The organism is Trinickia terrae, from assembly GCF_005144415.1.
Lineage (GTDB): Bacteria > Pseudomonadota > Gammaproteobacteria > Burkholderiales > Burkholderiaceae > Trinickia_A > Trinickia_A terrae.
In genome coordinates this window covers 420,103-445,091 of the sequence record NZ_SWJE01000003.1, presented here as the reverse complement: position 1 = coordinate 445,091, position 24,989 = coordinate 420,103, and the positions used below count along the sequence as shown (strand labels likewise).

19 protein-coding genes and 1 pseudogene are annotated in these 24,989 nt (G+C 65.1%); 8 read left to right on the top strand and 12 right to left on the bottom strand.

Annotated elements, in window-relative coordinates; genetic code table 11:
- Positions 1-469: 469 nt before the first annotated feature.
- Complete coding sequence (locus FAZ69_RS07295) at positions 470-790, bottom strand: hypothetical protein (RefSeq protein ID WP_136893275.1); 321 nt, start codon at positions 788-790, stop codon at positions 470-472.
- On the opposite strand from FAZ69_RS07295, the gene FAZ69_RS07290 reads away from it, so the two are divergent.
- From FAZ69_RS07290 to FAZ69_RS07265, 5 genes and pseudogenes are all read left to right on the top strand, one after another.
- Positions 789-2,504 carry a hypothetical protein gene (locus FAZ69_RS07290; protein WP_136893274.1) on the top strand — a complete coding sequence of 572 codons (1,716 nt, stop codon included), beginning with the start codon at positions 789-791 and terminating at the stop codon, positions 2,502-2,504. The genes FAZ69_RS07295 and FAZ69_RS07290 overlap by 2 nt on opposite strands.
- 185 nt (positions 2,505-2,689) lie before the next feature.
- Positions 2,690-3,145 (top strand): GDP-mannose mannosyl hydrolase, encoded by a 456-nt coding sequence (locus FAZ69_RS07285; protein WP_136893360.1) that lies wholly within the window; start codon positions 2,690-2,692, stop codon positions 3,143-3,145.
- Between the two features lie 356 nt (positions 3,146-3,501).
- Positions 3,502-5,682, top strand: coding sequence for a type VI secretion system Vgr family protein (locus FAZ69_RS07280; protein ID WP_136893273.1), 2,181 nt, complete (start codon positions 3,502-3,504; stop codon positions 5,680-5,682).
- Between the two features lie 208 nt (positions 5,683-5,890).
- A pseudogene (locus FAZ69_RS34540) lies at positions 5,891-6,467 on the top strand (lysozyme).
- Positions 6,454-6,945, top strand: coding sequence for a lysozyme inhibitor LprI family protein (locus tag FAZ69_RS07265; protein WP_136893270.1), 492 nt, complete (start codon positions 6,454-6,456; stop codon positions 6,943-6,945). Before FAZ69_RS34540 ends, FAZ69_RS07265 begins: the two are co-directional and overlap by 14 nt.
- A gap of 330 nt (positions 6,946-7,275) precedes the next feature.
- On the opposite strand, the gene galU is transcribed toward FAZ69_RS07265, so the two are convergent.
- Positions 7,276-8,184: a UTP--glucose-1-phosphate uridylyltransferase GalU gene (gene galU, locus FAZ69_RS07260; RefSeq protein WP_136893269.1), complete on the bottom strand. Its 909-nt coding sequence runs from the start codon at positions 8,182-8,184 to the stop codon at positions 7,276-7,278.
- Positions 8,185-8,483: 299 nt separating this feature from the next.
- Here galU and FAZ69_RS07255 point away from each other — a divergent pair, with 299 nt between their 5' ends.
- Positions 8,484-9,449: a helix-turn-helix domain-containing protein gene (locus FAZ69_RS07255; protein ID WP_136893268.1), complete on the top strand. Its 966-nt coding sequence runs from the start codon at positions 8,484-8,486 to the stop codon at positions 9,447-9,449.
- Here FAZ69_RS07255 and FAZ69_RS07250 read toward each other — a convergent pair.
- The 3 genes from FAZ69_RS07250 to FAZ69_RS07240 form a co-directional block, all read right to left on the bottom strand.
- Positions 9,435-10,400, bottom strand: a complete 966-nt coding sequence (locus FAZ69_RS07250) for a LysR family transcriptional regulator (RefSeq protein ID WP_136893267.1) — start codon at positions 10,398-10,400, stop codon at positions 9,435-9,437. The genes FAZ69_RS07255 and FAZ69_RS07250 overlap by 15 nt on opposite strands.
- A 77-nt stretch (positions 10,401-10,477) precedes the next feature.
- On the bottom strand, positions 10,478-11,119 hold the full coding sequence (locus tag FAZ69_RS07245) for a 2-hydroxychromene-2-carboxylate isomerase (protein WP_136893266.1): 642 nt from the start codon (positions 11,117-11,119) through the stop codon (positions 10,478-10,480).
- A gap of 53 nt (positions 11,120-11,172) precedes the next feature.
- Positions 11,173-12,654 (bottom strand): TAXI family TRAP transporter solute-binding subunit, encoded by a 1,482-nt coding sequence (locus FAZ69_RS07240; protein WP_136893265.1) that lies wholly within the window; start codon positions 12,652-12,654, stop codon positions 11,173-11,175.
- A gap of 532 nt (positions 12,655-13,186) precedes the next feature.
- Between FAZ69_RS07240 and FAZ69_RS07235 the strand changes: the two genes are divergently transcribed.
- A complete protein-coding gene (locus FAZ69_RS07235; RefSeq protein WP_136893264.1) occupies positions 13,187-13,540 on the top strand; it encodes a BON domain-containing protein in 354 nt (117 codons plus the stop codon).
- A 69-nt stretch (positions 13,541-13,609) separates the two neighbouring features.
- Here FAZ69_RS07235 and xdhC read toward each other — a convergent pair whose 3' ends face one another.
- The 3 genes from xdhC to xdhA are packed head-to-tail and all read right to left on the bottom strand — an operon-like array spanning position 13,610 to position 18,102.
- A complete protein-coding gene (xdhC, locus tag FAZ69_RS07230) occupies positions 13,610-14,179 on the bottom strand; it encodes a xanthine dehydrogenase accessory protein XdhC (protein WP_136893359.1) in 570 nt (189 codons plus the stop codon).
- A complete protein-coding gene (gene xdhB, locus FAZ69_RS07225) occupies positions 14,179-16,548 on the bottom strand; it encodes a xanthine dehydrogenase molybdopterin binding subunit (protein WP_136893263.1) in 2,370 nt (789 codons plus the stop codon). The genes xdhC and xdhB overlap by 1 nt, the downstream gene beginning before the upstream one ends.
- Before the next feature lie 27 nt (positions 16,549-16,575).
- Entirely contained in the window at positions 16,576-18,102 is a 1,527-nt protein-coding gene (gene xdhA, locus FAZ69_RS07220; protein WP_136893262.1) for a xanthine dehydrogenase small subunit, read from the bottom strand.
- Positions 18,103-18,412: 310 nt separating this feature from the next.
- Here xdhA and FAZ69_RS07215 point away from each other — a divergent pair, with 310 nt between their 5' ends.
- Positions 18,413-19,624 carry an MFS transporter gene (locus FAZ69_RS07215; RefSeq protein ID WP_136893261.1) on the top strand — a complete coding sequence of 404 codons (1,212 nt, stop codon included), beginning with the start codon at positions 18,413-18,415 and terminating at the stop codon, positions 19,622-19,624.
- A 4-nt stretch (positions 19,625-19,628) separates the two neighbouring features.
- Here FAZ69_RS07215 and FAZ69_RS07210 read toward each other — a convergent pair whose 3' ends face one another.
- The 4 genes from FAZ69_RS07210 to aspT form a co-directional block, all read right to left on the bottom strand.
- Positions 19,629-20,048, bottom strand: a complete 420-nt coding sequence (locus FAZ69_RS07210) for a cupin domain-containing protein (RefSeq protein ID WP_240702132.1) — start codon at positions 20,046-20,048, stop codon at positions 19,629-19,631.
- A 48-nt stretch (positions 20,049-20,096) separates the two neighbouring features.
- Positions 20,097-21,314 (bottom strand): pyridoxal-phosphate-dependent aminotransferase family protein, encoded by a 1,218-nt coding sequence (locus FAZ69_RS07205; protein WP_439654751.1) that lies wholly within the window; start codon positions 21,312-21,314, stop codon positions 20,097-20,099.
- Positions 21,315-21,542: 228 nt separating this feature from the next.
- Positions 21,543-23,201, bottom strand: coding sequence for a bifunctional aspartate transaminase/aspartate 4-decarboxylase (locus FAZ69_RS07200; protein ID WP_136893259.1), 1,659 nt, complete (start codon positions 23,199-23,201; stop codon positions 21,543-21,545).
- 99 nt (positions 23,202-23,300) lie between these two features.
- On the bottom strand, positions 23,301-24,983 hold the full coding sequence (gene aspT, locus FAZ69_RS07195; protein WP_136893258.1) for an aspartate-alanine antiporter: 1,683 nt from the start codon (positions 24,981-24,983) through the stop codon (positions 23,301-23,303).
- Between the last annotated feature and the right edge of the window lie 6 nt (positions 24,984-24,989).

Below are 24,989 nucleotides of genomic sequence, written 5' to 3'. Positions count from 1 at the left end.
ACTGAGATTCGCCGACGTGCCACGGGTCATAGGCGACGTCCGCACGGACCAACGCCGCTTGAGCTTGCCGCTCGATCGCGGGCCACGCGAAGACCGGCATCGTGACGCGAAACGCCTGTTCCGGCGTCAACTCGTATAGGTGCAGCAATTCTGACGGATAGAAGATGAGCGGTCCGCGCCGCATAGCTTGTCTCCCGGTTTTTGCTTATCGGATGCGAAAGACGAAGCGTATCCAACGCGTCGGTTAAGACACCATGGGACGTTTCTTATCCCAAGGTGAATTTGCAATAGGAATGCCGCAATCATTGCGCTGTATCAAAGGGCACAGCGGTATCAGACGAGCAACGAAACGATTACCGATTGCGAGCCTCATGCACGGGCGTTTCTACACACACCACGCCTACACCACCCCGCTCCAATCCTCCTTCAATGTTCGCTAAAACACAGTCAACGTCCGTATTGCCGTGCTTCAGTTGAACGTCTGAACACCGCCCGCAACACCGGACATGCACGCAGCCCACCAGGCCCCCGGCGCACGAACGTCCCGCTTGAACGCGCGGTGTCCCCGCTTTGCCGTCTTCACGCTCTGCGTCGTCTGCATGCTGCTCGTCACCTGCAGCCGCAGCAAGAACAGCGACGCCTCGTCGATGCAAGACCCCGCCGTCGCGACAGCGCCCGACTCTTCCGCACTGGCGATGACATGCGGCGCGCCGTCCGCGCCGTCAAAGCCCGCGGCGGCCGACGGCGACGCGCTCGAAGCCGACACGCCCAGCAGCGACGGCACGCGCATGTTCCCGCTCGGAAGCCCGATCGACATCGCCTTCACCACGCGAGCGGCCAAAGCCGACACCGTGCGCTGGCGCGTGCTCGACAACTGGAACATCGTGCGCGCGAGCGGGCAATTCCCGGTCGCGGCCGGCGCGCAGACGGTTACGCTCCACTGCGCGTCGAAGCGCGCGGGCTACTTCGCGATCGACGCGATCCTCGCGACCGAGGGCGGCCAATTGCCCGCGCGCGGCACGCGTCCCGCCGGCATCGCCACCTTCGGCGTGCTGCCCGACGTCTCCGCGGCATTGCCTCCGGTGAACTTCGCGCATCAAGACCCGCACCGCTTCGGCGGCCAGGGCACCGCCTATCTCGCGCCGGGCCAGCACTGCTGCGACGGCGACGGCTACCGCCCGCTCTATCCCGCCCTCGGCCTCGCGTGGGCGAACGACAACCGCAACTGGTACATGAAAGAGCCCAAAGGACCCGGCACGTTCAAGCCCTCGCGCGACACGCTCGCACCGTACTTCAGGAAGGGCGACATCATGCGGCTGATCCAGCTCGACGGCATCCCCGGCTGGTCGAGCCCGGACGGCAAGGACACCCACAGCTACGCCCCGGCCTCGCTCACCGCCTATCAGGACTACATGAGCCGCGTCGGCGCCGATTCCGCGCAGATCCGCGCCGCGTGGTTCCCGAACCAGTCGAGCAACTACTACCAGGTGACCTGGGAGCCCGACTACGAAGGCGGCCTGCCCTGGAAAGGCAGCGACGCGAGCTTCGTCGACATGTACCGCGCGACCTGGCAAGGCGTCCACGCGAGCGACCCGAACGCGATCGTGATGGGCACCGCCAACAACTCGGTGCGCACCAACATCGAGTGGCTGGACCGGCTCGCGCCGCTTGGCATCGGGCGCTATCTCGACGGCGTGGCCATCCACGGCTACTACGACATCGGCGTGTCGCCGTCGCATCCGCCCGAGCGGCTCGCCAACGACGACGATCCCGCCAAGGCCGCCGCGGCGCTGCCGGCCTCGATGCGCGAGTTGAGAAAGCGCATGGTCAAGTACCTGAAGCCCGGAGCGAAGCTCTTCGTGACCGAGACGGGCGTGAGCTACGACATCGACACCTCGTACGGCCCGGACTATCCGACGCAGAACGTGCTGTTCGCACAAGGCGCGGTGCTCGCGCGCACGCACCTGATCCTGCTCGGCGAGGGCGCGGATACGACCTTCGTCTTCTACATGGCCGACACGCCCGACAAGCCGCCCGGCTACGGCGTGTTCTTCGATCTCGCCGATGCGCAAGGCGCCTATGGCCCGAGCCTCATCAGCCCGAAGCCCGCCGCGATGGAAATCGCGGCGATGACGCGCATCGTCGACGGCACGGTCACGCTTGGGGCTATCGACGGCGCGCCGGGCGGGGTCTATGGCTACGCCTTCCAGCGCCTGAACGGCGGCAAGATCGTCACCGCGCTCTGGACCCACGACAACGCCCGCTGGAGCGCGAAGGACGGCTTCAGCGCAAGCTACGGCGTGCCGTATCGCTTGCGCGTCGACGCGCCGGGCGCGAGTGGCCAGGTCGCCGTGCTCGACGCGATGGGCAACGCCTGGACGCTGCCCTATCGCGACGGCGAAGTCGCGCTCACGCTGACCGAATCGCCGATCTACGTCGTCTCGGCGAACGCGGCCGCCATGCGGGCCAATGTCACGGCGCCGCAGGGGTATGTCGCGCACTGAGGAAGAAACCCGCCTGCGCAGGCGGCTCGCATTTGACTGCGCAAAGCAATATTTTGGCGCTTGCCGCCAGTGCCGCTGCGCGATGCTTGACGATGCGCCGCTCCGGGACCGATTCCTTCCGATACTTCCGGCACGGTGCAACGCCAAACGCAATCCTGCATACCGATGACATGAGTGAAAACCCGATGCTTACCGAACTCGATTTCCTCGATGTGGTTCGCTTGACGCCGCTCGTCTCGATCGACCTGATCGTCACCGATGTCCACGGACGCATCCTGGTCGGCCAGCGGCGCAACCGGCCGGCGCGCGGCACGTGGTTCGTGCCGGGCGGGCGAGTGCAGAAGGACGAGACGCTCGATGCGGCGTTCACACGCATCGTCGAAAACGAGCTCGGCATCTCGGGCATGGAGCGCGACGCCGCGCGCTTCTACGGCGTCTTCGAGCACCGCTACCCCGGCGACAACTTCGCCGGCGAGCCGGGCATTTCGACGCACTACGTGGTGCTCGCCTACGCGATGACGCTGACGGGCAGCGCGCCGATCGGCCGCTTCGACCAGCACAGCCAGTATGAATGGCTGACGCCGGACGAACTGCTCGCGCGCAAGGACGTCCACGAGAATACGAAGGCGTATTGCCGGTAGTGCGATTGCCGGCGTTGCGCGCCGGGTTCGTTGACGGCGCGCAATGTTTGCGTCGTTCCGATCGAAAAACCCCTTGAGCTAAGAAACGTCCCATAGCGTCTTAGCCCACTTGTTGGCTAGGCTTCGTCTCTTACATCAGACAAACAATGAGGAAGACAAGCCATGCGGCATGGACCGCTCGTCGTGCTCGAACCGTCACGCGGTGCCGAAATCGCCGTGCTTTGCAAAGACGTATGGCTTCGCACGCCAATCGAGCAAAGCCGTGCAAACAAAGCGGTCATGAGGTCGTGAAAACCCTCACGACCGTCAAGCACGGTTCCAAGCAGTGACGCTCAAAAATAAACAGGGAGAAGTCCATGCTAACCAAGGAGTCGATCAGTTCGTTCAGCAAAACCCGCACTGTCACCATCACCAGCAACACCATGCCGCACCTGCTGGGCCAGCCAGCACTCTCGTTCCGCTCGCTATACGGCTCGGAGCACTTGAGCGAACTCTACGAGTACGTGATCGATCTGCGCACGCCGGACGACTTCGATCTGTCGCTCGATGCCACCGCGAACCTCGATATCGAGGCCATGATCGCCAGCGAAATGACCGTCGCCATCGAACTCGACGGCATCGGCGCCGGCAGACGCGAAATCAGCGGGCTCGTGACGCAGGCCTCATCCCTCGGACAGGATGGCCGCTGCAACGTCTATCGCGTCGTATTGCACCCCTGGCTGTGGCTCGCGACGCTGACGAGCGACTACCGGATCTTCCAGGACAAGACCGTCATCGAGATCATCGACACCGTGCTCTCGGATTATCCCTATCCCGTCGAAAAACGGCTCGACCCGGCCAAGTACGCTATCAGCGGCGAAAGCGAAAAGAATGAGCCCCGCGCGTTCCAGGTTCAATACGGCGAAACCGATTTCGCGTTCGTGCAGCGCTTGATGGAGGAATGGGGCATCTACTGGTTCTTCGAGCATTCCGACGGCAAGCACCGGCTCGTGCTCTGCGATCACGTCGGCGCGCACCGCAAATCGCCGAACGCCGCTTATCAGACGATCGAGCATTATCCGCAAGGCGGCAAGATCGACATCGAGTATCTGCATACCTTCACGACACGCGAAACGCTGCGCACGGGCGGCGTCGTGATCGACGATTTCGACTTTACCCGGCCGCGCGCCCGCCTGGCCGCGATCAGCCGGCAGCCGCGCAATACGCGCTGGGAAAAGAGCGAACGTTTCGAATGGCCGGGCGACTATACCGACAGCAAGCACGGCGAGTTGATCAGCCATGTCCGCGCCGAAGAGCTGCGCGCAGCGGGTAAGCGCGCAACGGCTGAAGGCAATGTCCGCGGGCTGGCATGCGGGCAGACTTTCGCACTCTCGAATCACAGACGAACCGAAGCGAACCGCGAATATCTCGTGATCGCCTCGGCCCTGGAACTGGTCGAGACGGCCGACGAGTCGGGCGCCGGCTTCGAGTACTCGTGCGCGAACGAACTCCTCGTCCAGCCGACGAGCGAGGTGTTCCGTCCCGAGCGCAAGACGCCCAGGCCCGTCACCGCAGGCCCGCAATCGGCCATCGTCGTGGGTCCGCCCGGCGAAGAGCTGTGGACCGACGAGTATGGGCGCGTGAAGGTGCGCTTCCTGTGGGACCGCTACGCGCGCAACGACGAGACCGATTCGTGCTGGGTACGTGTGAGCCAGGCGTGGGCCGGAAGCAACTTCGGCGGCATTTACATACCGCGCATCGGGCAGGAGGTGATCGTCGACTTCATGCATGGCGACCCGGACCGGCCGCTGATTCTCGGCAGCCTCTACAACAGCATCACGCGCCCGCCGTGGGAATTGCCCGGCAACGCCACGCAAAGCGGCTTCATGAGCCGGACCATCACGGGCGGCCGGCAGAACTACAACGGCATTCGCTTCGAGGACAAGACCGGCTCCGAGGAGTTCATGATCCAGGCGGAGAAGGACATGAACCACACGACCAAGAACGAAGAAACGCACATCGTGGGCACGCACTACAAGCTTGGTGTCGGGTTCGTGCACCAAGTCGCGGTGGGCCTCGATTTCAGTACCGCTGTGGGGGCGGATATGACCACTGTCGTGGGCGGCTCGCAGTCGACCTCCGTCGGCGGAGAGATCGGTATCCGCGTGGGCAGCTCGTTCGAGGTGTCCTCGGGTCACGAATTGACGCTGATCTGCGGCGCCGCTTCGTTGTCGATGAGCAGCGACGGCGAAATCAAGCTGATCGGCAAGAAGGTGCGCATCGAAGGCAACGACGACGAGGTAGTGATTCAGGGCTCGCCGCTACAATTGAATCCCGGCGATTCGGAAGAGCCGGAGAAACCGAAGGCAGTCCCCACGCCGCCGATCATCGAGCCCATCGAGACTGAGAAAAGCGTATCGAAAGAGGAACTCATCAAGGCGATCCGAGAGCGATTGGAAAAATTGGCTGGGGCTGCGAGTGCCACGGCGGCGGCTGCGAAAGGCGGAAGCAGTACGTCCGCAAACACAAATCAGCAAACGGGCAGCTACGACGAATAATTCACTTTGTATGATGCTACCGGAAAGCCAATGCCAGAAACGTTCTACACGGCACGCTTGTCATCAGGCGAACTGCTCCTCGGCGTAACTGACTCATCCGGTCGCACCGAGCGCTATGTAACGAGTGGTGCGCAAAGCATCCAGCTCTATCTGGGGCACCGCGACGCGACGCAATAGCCCGCCATAACAATTCGTCGAGTGGATACATATGACTGACGCTGTCTGTACTGCAACAACAAACACAACGCCTGACTCAAACGTCACCGCTTATACATCGCGACTCTGCAGGCCTTGGACGGTATCAACGGACGGGCTCGAGTTCATGGCGGTACTGGAGTCGGGTGTTTTGAACGGCAAGAATTTTCTCGGTCTTCAGGTTACGGACGGTTTTATCCTGACTGCGTACAAGGACAATGTAGGGATCCCGACAGTCGGCTGCGGACATAGGATCCTTGACGCCGACAAGATCAAGGCAGGTGAAACAATAACCCTGGAGAGCACAGGAATTTTTAAAAAATGATCTGTCGGTTATGGAAAACAGGATGAATCGGTATGTTCGCGTTCCGCTATTCCAATTTGAATACGACGCCATGGTAAGTGTTGTGTTCAACTGCGGCGCGTACAAAGGGGCAGACGCATTGATTGAGGAAATCAATGCTGGGTATTACGAAAAAATGTTCGATTTCATTCTGCCCTATCGCATCGGACGCAACGTCAACCTGAAACATCGCCGTTTTCAGGAAGCGCGCCTTTTCGCTTCTGGAGTGTACGATGCGGCACATTAATTTTCTTCTTTCGTCACTCTGCCTGGCCGTTTCGGGCTCGGCGTGTGCAGCGACCGCCTATTCGGGCGAATTCGATTACATGCAGTTTCAGCCCTCGGCTACGTATTTTTCGGGGCACACCGACACCGAGATTGCACACCTTTGCAAGACCGGAGAACACGCATCCAACGAGGATTTGACGCAATGCTCACACAGGGAATTCGAGCGCGTGAGCGCGCAGCTGGCTCGCAAGTTGAAGGCCGTTCAATCACAGATAGAGCGGAACGACAAAGCACTTAAAGACAACCATGCAGAGCCTTTGGCGATGCCGTATTTCGCGAAATCCGACGCCGCCTGGGTCCAGTACCGTGACAGTCAGTGCTACGCCGAAACATATATGTTGGGAGAGGCATCCGAGCGATATATCAACTTCTGGCAGTGTATGACGAGCGTTACGCGGACGCGAATAAGAGAACTCGATACGGTCTTGAGAAACTGAAACGCGTATCGAGAGCATGACCTTGCTTCGTGAACCGGACCCAAATAGGTGTGACGGGAAGCGGTTCAACTCAAGTGACCGTTTGCGAGCCGCATCCAGTCCAGCAACTCCACCCAAACCCAAGCCCACGCCGCTCCGCCCCAAAAAAGCCCGCCCCTTCGGGCGGGCTAAAGGACCATTTAAAGCGCCACAGGGGTAGCGCCGTTTCCCATTGAAGGCGACGGTTCCTGTCGATTCAATGAATGCATGCGCAACTGCCGGATGTGGAAGGGAAATTGTCGGAATTGGCGGCAAAACGAGCGCTGGCGCGACTTTTGAGCGGCCGCACCCTCACGCCACCAGCGAAGACAGCTCCACCGGCGCATCGACCGGCCCGAACTGCTCGCGCAGATACGCCTCGAACGGCGCCTTCAGCTCCGGATGCCGCAGCGCGAACTCCACCGTCGCCTTCAGATACCCGAGCTTGCAGCCGCAATCGAAGCGCTGCCCCTTGTAGCGGTACGCGAGCACCTGCTCGTCGGCGAGCAGCGACTGGATCGCGTCGGTCAATTGAATCTCGCCGCCCGCGCCCGGCCGCATGCGCCGCAAATGCTCGAAGATGCCCGGCATCAGCACATAGCGGCCGACCACGCCGAGGTTCGAGGGCGCGTCCTTGGGCTCCGGCTTCTCGACGACGCCATGCATCTTGATCACGCGATCGTCCCACGCGCGGCCGTCGATCACGCCATACGAGCGCGACGCCTCGGGCCGGATCTGCTCCACCCCGACCACCGAGCAGTGGTAGTGGTTGAACACCTGCACCATCTGCGTGAGCACGGGCGGCGCGCCGTCGAGCAGGTCGTCGGCAAGCATCACGGCGAACGGATCGTCGCCGACGAGCTTCTCCGCGCACAGCACCGCATGCCCGAGCCCGAGCGGCTCCGGCTGCCGCACGTAGAAGCAGTCGACATGGCTCGGCTTGATCCCGCGCACGAGCTCGAGCAGCGCCTCTTTGCCGCGCGCCCGCAGCTCCGCTTCGATCTCGTAGGACTTGTCGAAGTGATCCTCGATCGCGCGCTTGCTGCGCCCCGTCACGAAGATCATCTGCGTGATGCCCGCGGCCACGGCCTCCTCGACCGCGTACTGGATCAACGGCTTGTCGACGATCGGCAGCATCTCCTTCGGGCTCGCCTTGGTGGCGGGAAGAAAGCGCGTGCCGAGACCCGCGACCGGAAACACAGCCTTGGTGACGTTGAGCATGGGCCCCTCGTGTCGATCTTGATCGATGCTTGTCAGGCCAGCGTATTCCCCAGGTACCGATGGCATCTGCCAACATCTCGCCCTTTTCAGACGGCGCGCCCATGGCGCCTGGGCCGCCGCGTATGATGCGACGCATCAGGCATGCCTTTCCATCCTGTCCCCTCGCTTTCGCGCCGCCACGCCTTCGTCCGTCACGAAGCGGCGGCGCCGCATGCGCGGAGGACTCGCGAAGCACGCGACGAGGATGCGATCGGCGCGCAGATGTTCGTCCGCTCAACGACATCGACAGAGCCGCCCACATGGCCAAACGCATCGCCATCCTGATCTTCGACGGGTTCTCGCTCGTCGAGGTAAGTTCGATTGCGGAAGTGTTTCGCCTCGCCAATGAAATGGAAATCGAGCGGGCGAGCGACGCCGAGCCGTACGCACTGGTGGTGTTCTCGAGCGCGGGCGGCAGCGTTGGGAGCAGTTGCTCGATGCGGGTCTGGTCCGAGAATCTCGACGCCCCGCTCCTGACCGGTTTCGACGCGCTCTTCATCGCGGGCGGCCCCGGCGCGCAGCAGGCGAAGGACGACGAGCACCTGGTGCGGCGCCTGCGCGCGATGCTGCAGAAGACCCGCGTCGTGAAGGCAATCGGCGAAGGCGCGGCGATCCTCGCCGCGGCCAATCTCGCGCCTGAGAGAAGCGCGCTCGACTTTCCCTCGGGCGCGGCGTTCGCCGCACGCGACGCACATGCGCCGCCCCACCCGCTTGCCCCCATCGAGCAGCCGGCCGCGCTCGACGATCCGCTCGGGCCGATCGCCGCTGCGCTGTCGGTGATCAAGCGAGACTACGGGTCGACGGCGGCCCGCGAGATTTCCGAACGCTCGATGCCCGGCGCGTGGCGGCGCCTCGGCGCCGTGCTCGGCGATCTGGACGAAGGCGGCGCGCGCGAGAAGATCAACGCTGCCGCACGCTGGATCCGCGAGAACTATGGGCGGCCGATCTCGGTGGCCGAGGCCGCGCAGGTCGCCGCCATGAGCGAGCGCAGCTTCCTGCGCCGCTTCAAGTCGCAGATCGGGCTCACGCCCTCGGAATACCTGCTGCGCGCGCGGCTCGACGCGAGCTGCCTGCTGCTCGTCGCAACCGACTTGCCCGTCGACAAGATCGCGCGCCGCTGCGGCGTGGGCAGCGGCGACGGTCTCGCGAAAATCTTCCGCAAGCGCCTGTCGATCTCGCCGACGGAATACCGCATCGCCGGCCGGCGCCGCTCAGACGAGAGCTGAGTCCCGCCCCTTCCTGCCGCGCGCCGTCAGCGCCGCGGACACCGATGAGATGAGATTGCGCATCCACTCGACATCGCTCGGCCGGTCCGGCTGCGGATGCCACATCTGGTAGCACTTGATGCGCGGAAACGGGATCGGCGCGTTCACCACGGCAAGCGGCAGCATGCCGGCGTAGTGCATCGCGAAGCGGCGCGTGGTCGTGAAGATCAGATCCGATTGCAGCAGCACCTGGGGCACGAGCCCGAAGTACGGCAGCGTGATCACGACACGCCGCGCGACGCCTGCTCGCGCGAGGCCGATCTCGATCGCGTTGCGGCGCGCGCCGCTGTAGGGCGTCGGCGCGAGATGGGCGGCGGCGGCGTAGGCGTCGCGCGTGAGCGGCTCGCGCGCGAGCGGATGATCGGCGCGCATCATGCAGACGATCGTGTCCGAGAACAGGTCGCTCTTCGCGAAGCGCGGATCGGCCTTCGGCCAGTTGCCGACGACGAGGTCGAGCTCGCCTTTGTCGAGCGCCGCTTCGTGGTCGAGCGTCGGGTTCAGCGACTCGATCTCCAGGTGCGCGTTGGGCGCCGACGTGCGGAACTGCGCGATCAGCGTCGGCATGAAGAAGTCGTTGAGGTAATCGGGAGCGGCGATGCGGAACGTGCGGCGCGAGTGCGACGGATCGAAGTCGCCGTGCGGCGTGGCGACGAAATCGACCTCGCGCAGCGCGCGCTGCGCAGCGCCGAGCAGCGACGCGCCATATTCGGTCGGCACCATGCCGGACTTGCCGCGCACGAGGATCGGGTCGTTCAGCGTCTCGCGCAGTTTCCTCAGCGCCGTGCTGATCGCGGGTTGCGTCTGGTTCAGACGCAACGCGGCCTGCGTGACGCTGCGCTCGATCAGGAGCGTGCGCAGCACGCGCACGAGCCAGATGTCGAGGGTGGCGGGGCTGTCGTCGTAGTCGTCCATGCGATGTCGTTCCAGCAAACGCGTAACCATGGCCTGTTCACGCCATGCAGGCCATAGCGGCGCCGGTATGGCCGGGATTACGGCACGACGCCCAGCGGCAGCGCACTGACGCGCTTCACCTCGCTCGATTCGAGCCAGTTCGGCGTGCGCGCGCAGTAGAGCACCATCGGCAGCGCGTCCTCGCCCCAGAACAACTGTTCGTTGAAGCGGAAAGTCGGCACACCGAAGATGCCGAGCGCGATTGCATCATCCGTATTGCGCTTGAGCTGCGCCTTCGCGGCCTCGCGCGCGATCAGCTGCTCACCGTCCGGCAATCCTGCGTAGCGGCACAGGTCGGCGAAGCCTTCATCGGTCGACGGGTCGCGCCCTTCGCGCCAGATGAAGCGGAAGATCTCGCGCACGCAGGCGACATCGGCTTCGACGGCCGTTGCCAGAAGCAGCGCCTTGGTCGAATCGAACGGATGCGCAGGCGGCATCTTGAACGGAATGCCGAGCTGCTCGGCGCGAAAGAGCGCGTGCCGGAACGTGAAGATGCGCTTTTGCGGCACCTCGTAGCCGGGACGCTGCCCCCAATGACGATAGAGGCCATATAGCGAAACCGGCGTCAGCACGAACGGCACGCCCGGCCACTTGTCGTGCTGCTCCAGCAGCAAGTACGAGAACGGCGAAATGAAATCGTAGAACCACCGCGGCGACGCGGAGCCGAGGTCTGGTGTCATGGCTGTCTCCCCCTGGAGCGATGTTGGTGATGTTGACGCGCTTCCCGCCTGGCTCATGCATCGTGGCGCGCGGGCGTGGCCGAATCGCCGTGTTCGCCGCCGCTTTCCTCGCCGCTTGCGGGCGCTTCGGCCGCTTGTGCGACGCCCTGGCCGCGTTCGTCGGCCGCGCGGTCGTAGCCCGAGGTGAGCCGCGCACGCACGAAGCCGATATGCTCGCGCAGCACGTAGAACTGGTCCGCGTAGGCGAGCGGCATCTTGAGCTTGTTGACCGACTCCTCGATCGTGTCGAGCTTTTCGATCAGCGTCGTGCGCTCGGTTTCCGACGTCTCCGCGAGCGCGCCGCGCTCGATCGCGATCAGCGCGCCGTACCAGCGGTAGATGCGCGATTTCACGCGCCATGCGTAGAGCGACGGCACGACCCGCAGGCCCGGAATCAGCACGACGATGATCGGCACGAGCAGCACGAGCAGCCGGTCCGCGAGGCTCGCGAGCCAGAATGGCAGCGTGCGGTACAGGAAGCTCTTGCCGGACTTGTAGTAGCGCGCGGCGTCGTCGGAGAGCGGGAAGTCGTGCACGAGCGGCGCCGGAAACTCGCCCGCGTGCTGCAGCAGGTTCGCGCGGCCATGCACTTCGCGCGCGGCTTCGATCAGCAGGTCGGAGAGCGCCGGGTGGAGCGAGTCGCGCGCGATCAAGTCGGCCGTCGGCGCGATCGTGTGGATCGTCTCAGGCGGAAGGTTCTTGCCGAAGTCGAAGGCGCCCATCGGCAGGTCGATCTGCGTCAGGTAGGCAAAGCGCCGCGCGTAGGCCTGCGCCTGCGTGAAGCTGTATTGCCGGATGCCCGGCGTGCGGGACAGCGCCGCCATCACGGGCGGCTGCGCCGAGTCGCCAGCGAGGAACGCGACGTCGATGCCGCCCGAGGTCAGCGCCTTCGCCGCCGCGTCGCCCGTGAGCGGCAGCAGCTCGGTCGGTCCGCCCGGCACGATGCCGTTCGCCTTCAGGAGCGTAAGCGCAAGCTGGCGCGTGCCGCTGCCTTCCGGGCCGATTGCGATGCGCTTGCCATGGAACCCGGAGAGCCGCGCCTCCTCCCGCCCCGTGTAGAAGATCACGAGCGGCACGTAGGAAACGCTGCCGAGCGACATCAGGTCCTCGGTATTGCCGTCGACGGTCGCTTTCCCGTCGACGGTCCTCAAACCGCTCTGCACGAAGCCCACGTCGACGTTCGCCTTGGGGTCGGCGAGGCGCTGCAGGTTCTGCAGCGAGCCTTCGGAGGCGACCACGTTGAGCATGACGCCGTTGCGCGCGAGGATGGTCTTGTACTTCTGCGCCGCGTTCCAGAACGAGCTGCCGACCGGTCCCGCGGTAATGGTGAGCGTATTGGGCGGCGCGGGCTGGATCAGGCGGATCGCCACCCAGATGGCGATGGCGCTGACGAGCAGGATCGGTCCGAACGAGACCGCCAGATCGCGCCATGAAATCGCGACGAAACGGGCGACGAGGCGGGGAGCCGGGCGGCGGCGGCCGTTGGAGGGCTTCATCGGCAATTCTTGAGGCGGTGCGTATGAGGGAAAGAGCTGCGGGCAACCGGCTGCGGGCGACTGCTGCGCGCGCCGCAAAATCCGCGCGTGCTTGGCGCCGATGGTACATGAGATTTGCGCGATCTCGACGCACGGCAAGTTCGCGAAGCGCGCAAACTTGCAACAAAAATTTGCATGAAGTGTTGCGCGCAGCCAGCACTGGTGCATGGAGGCGCCGGTAAACCCTTTCGCTTGCCCGCAACCTGCACTACATTGTGCGTCGCAGCCGCGCATGAAGCCTCGCGATGGCGCGACCCGGCAAGACTCAGAAGAACCGGGCGCCCCGCAGGCCGCGCGGCGGACCGCGAAGCGCATGCCGTTCTTTCGGCGCCGCGGCCGTCTCTCGCCTCTCTCGCATCACCGTGTCCAAGCCAAGGTCGGCGCACCGGGCGGTCAATCCGCGCGTGCGATGCGCCGTGCCGCGGGTGTGGTACCGAAGCCGCCCGGCACAGGCGGCTGTCATCGACGTGAACGAAGTGAATCAGGAGAAAACATGAAAGCAGTGAATTACCTGAAGGCTCTGGGTGGTGTGGCATGTGTGGTTCTGGCTTGCAGCGCGTACGCGCAAGCCAGCGATACGGCGGCAGCTCCGGCAGCAACCGCTTCGGCGCCGTCGGCCAAGGCGGTCAAGAAGGCCAACCGCACGCTCGGCTACACCGTGCGCAAGGCGCTGGCGAAAACGCAAGGCCTCGACGTGTCGAACATCTCGGTGCGCGCGCGCGGCGGTGCGGTGACGCTGACCGGCACGGTGCCGGACCAAGGCCAGATCGATGCAGCCGGCGAAGCAGCCAAGGGCGTGAAGGGCGTGACGTCGGTGGCGAACAAGCTGTCGGTGATGCAGCAGTAAGCGGCTGGAAGTGTGGTGAAGGGCGGCGAAGCCTCGCCGCCCTTTTTGTTTTCCGAGGCACGCCCGCGGTCAGTCGACCGTGCTTATGAGTTCCCCCTCGCGCTGCACCTCCCGCCCCGTCCAAACCTGCAGCAACTGCGCGCCGACCGCCACCGCGATCGACGCCGGCGCCTTGTCGACGATGCCCGGCACGCCGATCGGGCACACCATCCGAGCGAGCCGCTCCGGCTCGACGCCGCGCTCGATCAAGCGCCGCTCGAACTTCACGCGCTTGGTCTTCGAGCCGATCATCCCGAAGTAGGTGAAGTCGCGCCGCCGCATGATGCGCGCCGCAAGCGAGAAATCGAGCGCGTGGTTGTGCGTCATCACGAGGAAGTACGCGCCCGGCGGCGCCGCATCGACGATCGCGTCGGGCGTGTCGGTCGCCTCGATCTGCACGTTGGCGGGCACTTCGTCGGGGAACAGCTCGTCGCGCTCGTCGACCCACTGGACCACGCACGGCAGGCGGCCAAGCAGCGCGATCAGCGCATGCCCGACATGCCCCGCGCCGAACAGCACGACGTGCATCGGCGCGCGCTTCGGCTCCGGCGCGCCGCGCCGCCCGATCCGCACGCCCGAATCGCAGGGCAGCACGGTCATCACGATTGCGCTCCTTGCGAGGCGCGCGCCGCCCTCACCGCCTTGACGGCCTTGAGGATCTCCTCGGCGGTCGCCGGTGCGTTCATCGGCGGATTGACTTCGTAGTCGCCGACGCTCGCCACCGCGTCGCGGATCGCGAAGAACACCGAGAACGGCAGCAACAGCGGCGGCTCGCCGACCGCCTTCGAGCGATGGATGCTGTCCTCCGCGTTGCGGTTCTTGAACAGGTTCACGCGGAAATCGGGTGGCGTGTCGTTGACGGTCGGGATCTTGTAAGTGGACGGCGCATGCGTCATCAGCTTGCCGCCCGGGTTCCACCAGAGCTCCTCGGTCGTGAGCCAGCCCATCCCCTGGATGAAGCCGCCCTCGACCTGCCCGATATCGAGCGACGGATTCAGCGACGCGCCCACGTCGTGCAGCGCATCGGCGCGCAGCACGCGCATCTCGCCCGTGAGCGTGTCGATCACCACTTCCGACACCGCCGCGCCGTACGAGTAATAGAAGAACGGCCGGCCTTGCAGCGTCTTCTGGTCCCAGTAGAGCTTGGGCGTCGCATAGAAGCCGTCCGACCAGAGCTGCACGCGCGCGACATAGGCGTTCCTGATGATCTCCTCGAACGGCACCACGAGCTCGCCGACCGCCACGCAATCGCCGGCGAAGCGCACGTCGTTCGCGCTGACCGCACCCGCGCCGTACTTCATCGCCGCGAACGCCGAGAGCCGCTCGCGCAGCTGGCGCGCCGCATCCTGCGCGGCCTTGCCGTTGAGGTCCGAGCCGGTGGACGCCGCCGTCGCCGAGGTGTTCGCGACCTTGCTCGTATCGGTCGCCGTCACGCGCACGCGCGAGAAGCCGATGCCGAGCTCGTGCGCGACGACCTGCGCGACCTTGGTGTTCAAGCCCTGCCCCATCTCCGTGCCGCCGTGGTTCACGAGCACCGAGCCGTCCGTGTAGATGTGGACGAGCGCGCCGGCCTGGTTGAAGTGCGTGACGTTGAACGCGATGCCGAACTTCACAGGCGTGATCGCGATGCCCTTCTTGAGCACCGTGTTCTTCGCGTTGAACTCGCGCACGGCGGCGCGGCGGCTGCGGTAGCCGCTCGTCGCTTCGAGCTCGTCGAGCAGCTCGTGGATGACGTTGTCCTCGACGGTCTGGCCGTACGGCGTCACGTTGCGCTCGGTCTTGCCGTAGAGGTTGCGGCGGCGCACGTCGAGAGGATCGAGCTTCAGCGAGCGCGCGACGTCGTCGATGATGTACTCGATCGCGAACGCGCCCTGCGGGCCGCCGAAGCCGCGGAACGCGGTGTTCGACTGCGTGTTGGTCTTGCCGCAGAAGCCCTCGATCGCGATGTCGGGGAAGTAGTAGGCGTTGTCGAAGTGGCAGACAGCGCGCGTCATCACCGGCCCCGAGAGGTCCGCCGAGAAGCCGCAGCGCGAGGTCATGTCGACCGAGACGCCGTCGATCAGGCCGTCGTCGCTGTAGCCGACTTCGTAGGTGTAGTGGAAGTCGTGGCGCTTGCCGGTGACCATCATGTCGTCGTCGCGGTCCGGGCGCAACTTCACCGGGCACAGCAGTTTCCAAGCGGCGACGGCCGCGCAGCACGCGAACAGCGCCGACTGCGATTCCTTGCCGCCGAAGCCCCCGCCCATGCGCCGGCATTCGATCAGCACGTTGTGAGACGCGACGCCGAGCGCATGCGCGACGTGGTGCTGCATTTCGCTCGGGTGCTGCGTCGAGCACCAGACGTGCATGCCGTCGTCGTCCTTCGGCACCGCGTACGAGATCTGGCCTTCGAGATAGAACTGCTCCTGGCCGCCGAGCAGCATCTCGCCGGTTTCCCGATGCGGCGCATGCGCGATCTTCGCGGCGGCCGCGCCGCGCGCGAGCTTCATCGGCGGCAGCACGTACTGCTCGGCCGCGCGCGCCTCCTGCGCGGTCAGGATCGCAGGCAGCTCTTCGTATTCGACTTGCGCGCGGCGCGCGGCCAGGCGCGCGATGTCGTGCGAGGTCGCGACCACGATGAACATCGGCTGGCCGACGTACTGGACGACGCCGTCCGCGAGAATCGGATCGTCGTGGATGATCGGGCCACACTGGTTTTCGCCGGGAATGTCGTCGGCGGTGAAGACGGCGACGACGCCCGGCGTCGCGCGCACGGCGTCGAACGAGATCGACGTGACCTTCGCATGCGCCTTCGTCGAGAGGCCAAGCGCCGCGTGCAGCGTACCGGCGACGAGCGGGATGTCGTCGGTGTAGGTGGCGCGGCCGCTCACGTGCAGATGCGCGGACTCATGCGGGCGCGAAACGTGGACTTGCTTGAAGTCGTCGAGCTCGCGAAGGTCTTTCAGGAACGGTTCGGCTTGCTGGTTCATTCGGTGGGTCTCCGGTTCCTCGATGCTTTAGAGGCTCGCGACTTCGGCTTCCACCGAGCGCACGCTGAGGGCTTCCGCCGGAAGCGGATCGTTCGGGCGCGTCTCGAGCCAGAAGCGGTACAAGAGGTTCTGCGCCGTTTCCAGGCGATAGACGCTGGTTGCGCGCATATCGGTGAGCGGCGCGTAGTCCTGGGCGAGCGCCTGCATCGCCGCTTGCGCCGTGGCTTCGTGCCAGTCGGCGCCGGCGAGCACGCCCTCCGCGTGCGTCGCGCGCCTGGGCGTCGCGGCCATCCCGCCGAACGCGATGCGCGGCTCGCGGATCGCGTCGCCGTCGGCGATGAAGGCGAACGCCGCGCAGACCGCCGAGATGTCGGAATCGAAGCGCTTCGAGAGCTTATAGGTGCGGAATTGCAGGTTCTTGCGCGCGCCGGTGCGCACCGGCACCTTCAGGCCGACGACGAACTCGTGCTCGGCCATGTCCTTCTTCTGGTACGCGAGGTAGAGGTCTTCGAGCGGCATCTCGCGCTCGATCTGGCCGCCGCGCACGATCACGCGCGCGCCGAGCGCGATCAGGCCGGGCATCGAGTCGCCGATCGGCGAGCCGTTCGCGACGTTGCCGCCGAGCGTGCCCGCGTTGCGGATCGGCAGCGACGCGAAGCGCTTCCACATCTCGTGCAGCTCGGGATAGTGCTTGGCGAGCTCGGCGTAGGCGCGCTCGACCGCGACGCCCGCGCCGATCTCGATCCATTCATCCGACGCCTCGATCTTCTGGAGCGCCCCGACCTGGCCGACGTAGACGATGTCGCCGAGTTGGCGCATCTGCTTGGTGACCCACAGGCCGATGTCGGTGCTGCCCGCGAGAATCCGCGTGGCGGGTCGCGCTTCCTTGATCCGCGCGAGCTCGGCGACGGTGCGCGGTGCGTCGAACGCCTGGCCGGCGTGCTCGTAGTGGAAGGTTTCGCTGCGCGCGAGGGTCGCGAGCCTGTCCGCGAGGGCCTTGACGTCGACGGGCGCTTTCGGCCGCATGTCGAACATCCGCACCGCCGCGTCGACGATCGGGCGATAGCCCGTGCAGCGGCACAGGTTGCCGGTCAGCGCGTCGCTGATTTCCTGGCGCGACGGGATGGTTTTGCTGGCGCAGGCCGTTTCGCAGCTGGACTCATGGCCGTGCTTCTCGTAGAGCGACCACATCGACATCACGAAGCCCGGCGTGCAGAACCCGCACTGCGAGCCGTGGCATTCGACCATCGCCTCCTGCACCGGATGCAGCGAGCCGTCCGGCTGACGCAGGTCCTCGACGGTGAACAAGGCGCGGCCGTCGAGCGTCGGCAGGAACTGGATGCAGGCGTTGACCGCCTTGAAGTTGACGCCGCCCGCCCCGTCAGGCTCGCCGACGACGACCGTGCATGCGCCGCAGTCGCCTTCCGCGCAGCCTTCCTTGGTGCCGGTGCAATGCGCGTCCTCACGCAGGTATTGCAGGACCGTGCGGGTGACGGGCGCACCGCTGACTTCGCGGATCGCGTTGCGGTGATAGAAGCGGATTGGCTGGCTCATGTCTCGGATCTCGTCTTGAGGTGCTCAAGGGCTGACGCACGGCGTTGCAGTAACGGTTCGAACGCTATCACCGACAATTTCCATAACCCATAGGCCCTCGCACATGCAGGACATATTCGTGAATCGATATATCGCTGGCTTACGGAAAGATTGCAGCAGGCGGGAATGCGGCCAATTCGAGATCCGTCCCCATCCTGTTTGATTCCGGCACCGTTTTTTATGTACTAAAAGGATAATTTTCGATTCACGCAGAAACCGGTTCCATGAGAGAATTGCGGCTTCGTGCCGTATTCAAGTCTGGTTTTCCCTTATGCCTGCCGAATCCGCAGCGTCCCGCAGCGACCTTGCCACGACGCTCAAGATCATTCCGGTCGTTTTCTTCACGTTTCTCTGCTATCTGACGATCGGCGTGCCGCTCGCCGTCCTGCCCGGCTTCGTGCACACGGATCTCGGCTTCGGCTCGGTGCTTGCCGGCGCGGCGATCAGCGTGCAGTACTTCGCAACGCTCGCCTCGCGCCCGCTCGCGGGCCGCACGGCCGATACGCTCGGCCCGAAGAAGACGGTCACGATCGGCCTCATCGGCTGCGGCGCAAGCGGCGTGCTGCTGCTGATCGCGGTGCTCTGCAAGGACTGGCCCGCGCTGAGCCTAACGATCCTCGTCGCGAGCCGTCTCATACTCGGCTTCGGCGAGAGCCTCACCGGCACCGGCGCGATCCTCTGGGGGATCGGCCGCGTGGGCACCTCGCACAACGCCAAGGTGATCTCGTGGAACGGCATCGCGACCTACGGCGCGCTCGCGATCGGCGCGCCGCTCGGCGTCGCGCTCTCGCATGGGCTGGGGGACTTGTCCCTCGGCATCCTCGTCATCGGGCTCGGCGCGCTCGGCTACTACCTCGCGCGGCCGGTCGCGCCGGTGCCGATCGTCCACGGCGAGCGGATGTCGTATGCGAGCGTCTTCACCCGCGTGCTGCCGCACGGCATCGGCCTCGCGCTTGGCTCGGCCGGGTTCGGATCGATCGCGACCTTCATCACGCTGTTCTATGCCGCGCGCCATTGGCCGAATGCGGCGCTCTCGCTGACCGTGTTCGGCACGATGTTCGTCGGCGCGCGCCTCTTGTTCGCCAGCACGATCAAGACGTATGGCGGGTTCCGGGTGGCGATCGTGTCGTTCTCGTTCGAATGCGCGGGGCTGCTGATGCTGTGGCTCGCGCCGGTGCCCCACGTGGCGCTGGCGGGCGCGGCGCTCACGGGATTCGGCTTTGCGCTCGTGTTTCCGGCGCTCGGCGTCGAAGCCGTGGGCCTCGTGCCGCCGGCGAGCCGCGGCGCGGCGCTCTCGGCGTACTCGGTGTTTCTCGACCTCTCGCTGGGGATTACCGGGCCGCTCGCGGGATATGTGGCGGGCGAGTTCGGGTATGGGTCGGTATTCCTGTTTGCGGCAGTTGCCGCAGCGGCGGCAGTGGTGCTCTCCACGAGCCTTTATCTGCGCAACACGCGCGTGCCGAACGCGCCGGCGGCGCTTTGACCGTCTAATTTGGGCCGACCGCTTGCCCGGACGGCGCGGCGTCCTCGTAATGCACCGCCATCCAGATCGTCGGCAAAAAGCTATCGGTCCATTCGACCCGATGCCGCCGCCGCGCCGGAATATTGACGAAATCGCCCGCGCGCAATACCCGCTCGTGCAGCTCACCCTCCAGCAGCAAGCCCGCCGACCCCGCCAGCACGACAACCCACTCGCCGTGCGGCTGGCAATACCAGAAGCCCGGCGGGCTGCATTGCCCGAGCGAAACGATGCGCTCGATGCGCACGCCCGGGCGGCCCAGCAGTTCTTCGAAGGTCTCTTGCGCCGCGAGGTCGGCGGCTGATGGAAGCTGATCGAAGAGGTTGGCAAGCATCGTCGTCTCCCCTTTTTGCTGTGCTGTTGCCGCTGCGAGATCGATTCCCTTCATTCTCGCTCAGGCGGCCATTGCTGCGCACCAAGTGAATCCGAATCCGTCCTACGCCGCCGTCGCCCGCCCATTCTCCGCCAGCGAGCGCTCGAGCGCCGCCACGCCGGCCGGCAAGTCCACGCGCACGCCGAGATCGACCATCGTGCGCCCGAACGCGTGCAGCGTCCTGAACAGGTTGTGCTCGCGGCACTGCTCGCCCATCTGTCCGATCCGCACGATCGGCAGGCCGAACGAGCCGGAGATCTCGACCTGATGGTGCCGCGAGATATGTCCGCAGATATCCGCGGGGCTCAAGCCCTTGGGCGCCTCGATGCCGACCACCGAATTCAGCCGGCATGGCTCGGGCGCGTAAAGCGCGAGGCCGAGGGCCGAGATCCCCGCCTGCAGGGCGAGCGAGCACTTCAAATGCCGCGCGAAGCGCTTTTCGAGCGTTTCGGCGCACACGAGCCGCAGCGCCTCGTGCAGCGCGAGCACGCCCGAAACCGGCGCGGTGTAGTGATAGCCCGCGTTGTGCCAGAAGTTCTCGGCGAGCGACGCATCGAGGCACCAGTGCGTGTTCGCATGGTCGCGGTGCTTCACGCGCTCCCACGCGGCCTCGGAAAACGCGATCAGCGACACCCCCGGAATCGACGACAAGCCCTTCTGCCCGCCGGTGATGACGGCGTCGATGCCCCAGGCGTCCATCTCGAGCGGCATCGTCGAGAGCGTGCAGACGGCATCGACGACCACCAGCGCGCCCGCTTCCTTCGCGAGCGCGGCGATCTCCTTCAACTGATGGTTCCAGACAGTGTTCGACGTCTCGCCCTGGACGATCGTCACGATGTCGGGCCGCTCGCGGCGCAATGCGGCGGCGACCTCCGCGAGGCTCGCCACCGAGCGGTCCGGAACGTCGAGCGTCGCGACCTGCGCGCCGGTGCGGCGCGCCATCTCCGCCATGCGCTCGCTGAAGAAGCCGTTCTTGATCGACAGCACGCGCGTGCCGGTCCAGGCGAGGTTCGAGATCGCCATCTCCATCGCGGCCGAGCCCGGGCCCGCGACGCCCAGCACCCACTTCGAGCGAGTCTGGAACACATAGCGCGCCATCTCCTTCACCTGCGTGATCACCTTGACCATCGTCGCGCCGAGATGGTTGATGACGATCGCATTGGCCTTGGCGACGGCGGCGGGAATCGGCACGGGGCCGGCGCCCATCATCAGGAGGGGTTCCTCGGGCAGGATCTCGTCGAGCGAGACGACATCGGGACAAGCGATGGATTGGGAAGGCATGGACATGATCGATCGATTCGGTGAATGCAGCGGGTCTTCGATCATTCCCCGTTCTGCGCGAATGCGCAAGTCGTTTGCTCGCGCACAGCGGGCAGCAGTGTTTCCCACAGTGCAAAAAAAACGCTCACGGCTTACGCCATGAGCGTTGCAAGCCACGGTCGCGATGCCGCGGCTAAGGGGCGGGCTTACAGCATGCGCACGCGGGGGCCGCGTGCGCCGTCCGGTTCGTTACACCACCTTGTTCTTGTCGAGCTTCTCGCCCGTCGCCGCGTTGTAGCGCTCGACGTACTCTTCGATCAGCTTGCGCAGCGCGACGCCGATCTTCTTGTAGTCGGCCTCGTTCAGGTTCGCGAGCGACACACGGCCCGACGGATGCTGCGTGCCGAAGCCGCGCCCCGGCAGCAGCACGACCTGCGCTTCGCTCGCGAGACGGAACAGCAGTTCCGACGGCTGGACGTTCTTCAAGAGCCAGTCGACGAACTTGCGGCCGAAGGCTCGCTCGCCCAGGTACTCGACGTCGAGCACCGTGTAGTAGTCGACCTGGTTCTCGTCTTCCGCCGCGAACGAGATGCCGATTTCCTTGAACAGCGCCTTCTTGCGGCTGCGGATCAGGTGCTTGAGCGAGTTCTTGTAGACCTCTTCCGTATCCATCAGCGCGAACAGCGAGAACAGCACCATCTGCACTTGCTGCGGCGTCGAAAGACCGGCCGTGTGGTTCAGCGCGACGGTACGGCTGTCGGCCACCAGGCGGTCGATGAACTTCAGCTTCGCCGGCTCGGTCGTGATCGACTCGTAGCGGTGATGCAACTCGTCCTTGAGGTTCTTCGGCAGCTCGGCGATCAGGCGGTCGAGCACGTTGTCTTCGTGCGTGCTCACCGTGCCCAGGCGCCAGCCGGTCGCGCCGAAGTATTTCGAGTACGAGTACACGAGGATCGTGTTGTGCGGCGCGAGCGCGAACAGTGACGTGAAGTTGTCGGCGAACGTGCCGTACACGTCGTCGGTCAGGAAGATCAGGTCCGGGCGGACCTTGACGATCTCGGCGATGTGCTTGAGGCTCTCGTCGCTGATCTTCACCGACGGCGGATTGCTCGGGTTCACGAGGAAGAACGCCTTGACCTTCGGGTCGCGCAGCTTGTCGAGCTCTTGCTTCGAGTATTGCCAGCCGTTCTCGACCTTCGCCTCGAGATGCACGACGTTGAGCTTGTAGTCGTTCAGCTCGGGGATCTCGATGTACGGCGTGAAGATCGGCATGCCGAGCGCGATCGTGTCGCCCGCCTTGATCAGGTGGTTCTCGCGCATCGTGTTGAAGATGTACGTCATCGCCGCCGTGCCGCCTTCGACCGCGTAGGTGTCGAACTTGCCGGCGAACGGGTGGTCGCCGATCATCTCCTTCTTGAGGTACTCGCCGACGATCACTTCCGACAGCTTCAGCATGCGGTCCGGCACCGGATAGTTGCAGGCAAGGATGCCGTCGGCCATCTCGTAGAGAAAGTCCTCGATGTCGAGGCCCAAGTGGTCGCGCACGTAGTGGGCGGTTCTCTTCAGGAAGGTAATGCCGGGCTCGCCCTCGTTTTCGTCGAGGAAGCGGCTGAACGATTCGCGCAGGCCGCCGCGCAGCGCGAAGCCGCCCACGCCGCCGGGGATATGGCCGAACGAGCGCTCGGCTTCGTGCGTCGCGAAGCGGCCGAGCTGCCAGAATGCATGGCGCGGCTCGGTGGCGAGGAAGTTCGGGTTGCCGCGGCCGGCGTTGAGCATCTGGCGGTCAGCCGGACGCTCGGCTTGTTCGCCGCGCGCGACCTTGATCAGCACGTCCTTTTGCTCGAACGGGCTAAGCGACCCTAGCTTGCCAATCAGGGTGGACATCTCGTCTTTGCTTAGCTTTGCCATGATTGTGGCTCTCCAAGTAGTTCCATGTTCGGCGCCCCGGCCACGCCGCGGCGCGGGGCGTTTGAGTTGCTGCAAATCCGGAGCGGCGAAGCCCCGGGGTCAAACGAGGCCAACGACGAGCGGACCGAGCAGAGTCAGCAGCACGTTGGCGATTGCATAGGTGATGGCGAACGGCACGGTCGGCACGGCGCTTTCGGCCTTGTCGAGCACGCCGCCGAACGCCGGGTTCGCGCTGCGCGAGCCGGAGAGCGCGCCCGCCAGGATGGCCGAGTTGTTGTAGCGCAAGACGTAGCGGCCGAAGAGCATCGTCAGGATCAGCGGGAACATCGTGACGAAGATGCCGAGCAGGAAGATCGTCATGCCGCTTTGCTTGACGGTCACCACGGCCTGCAAGCCCGAATTGAGGCCGACCACCGCGACGAACGCCGCCAGGCCGAAATCCTTCAAGAGCTGCGAGGCTTGCGTCGGCATCACGCCGTACATCGGATGCTTGCCGCGCATCCAGCCGAACAGCAGGCCGGCGAGGAGACACCCGCCGCCCGAGCCGAGCGTGAGCGGAATCCCGTCGACCCGCTCGACGACGAGGCCGATCAGCAGGCCGAGCACGAGACCGACGCCCATGTAGATAAAGTCAGTCTTATTCGAATACGGCATTTCGTAGCCGGCCAGCTCGACCGCGCGCTTCGTATCCTTCGGAGTGCCGTAGAACGTGATGACGTCGCCGTGCTGCATCTTCGTGTCGGGCAGGATCGGCAGCGGCTGGCCGGCACGCGTCGCGCCTTCCACGTAGACGCCGTGGCGCAGCTCGCGATCGACCTGCTCGCGCACTTCGGCGATCGACACGTTGTTCATGCCCTTGCGCGTGAACACGGCCTGGCGCGTCTGCATCACGGTGGAGACGCCATCGGTGTCGGCCACTTCCTCGCCAATCTGCGGCGCGGCTTCGACAACGCCCTCGCGGCGGCCGACCACCAGGATCACATCGTCCGCCTGCAGCTTGAGCTCGGGCGTCGGCTCGACGGCCTTGCCGTGGCGGCGGACCTTTTCGATCGTGACGAGGTCGTTGTGGCTTTGCTCGATCTCGGCGATCGAGCGCCCCGCCGCCGGACCCACCCGATACGCCCGGCCGACCAGCACCGGCATCGCGGCGCGCTGCCCCGGCGCTTTCGCCGCGCTGCCCGAGAGCAGCTTCTCGGCTTCGATCGACGCTTCGCGCAAGCCCTGGCCCATGAACTTCGGCAGGATGTTCACGCAGACGACGATCGCTCCGAGCGAGCCGAACACGTAGGTCACCGCATAGGCAATCGCCACTTCCGACTGCAGAAACTTGACCTGGTCGGGTGGCAGGCCGAGGCGCGAGATCGCGTCGCCGGCCGTGCCGATGATGGCCGACTGCGTCAGCGCGCCGCCCGCGAGACCCGCCGCGAGACCCTTGTCGAGATGGAAAATGCGTGCGCACACAATCACCGTGGCGAGCGCCGACACCGCCAGGAACACCGCCATCGCGATTTCGCGCAGCGTCTTGCGGTTGATCGAGTTGAAGAACCCGGGCCCCGATTCGTAGCCCACGGCGTAGATGAACACCGCGAACATCACGGCCTTCACGCCGTTGTCGATCTCCACCCCGACCTGGCTCACGACCACGGCGGCAAGCAGCGAACCGCCGACCCCGCCCAGCTGGAATTTGCCGAAATTGATCTGCCCGATGTAGTAGCCGATCGCCAGCGATATGAATAAGGCGATCTCCGGCGACCTGTGAAAGATGTCATGGAGCCAAGTCATCGTGTC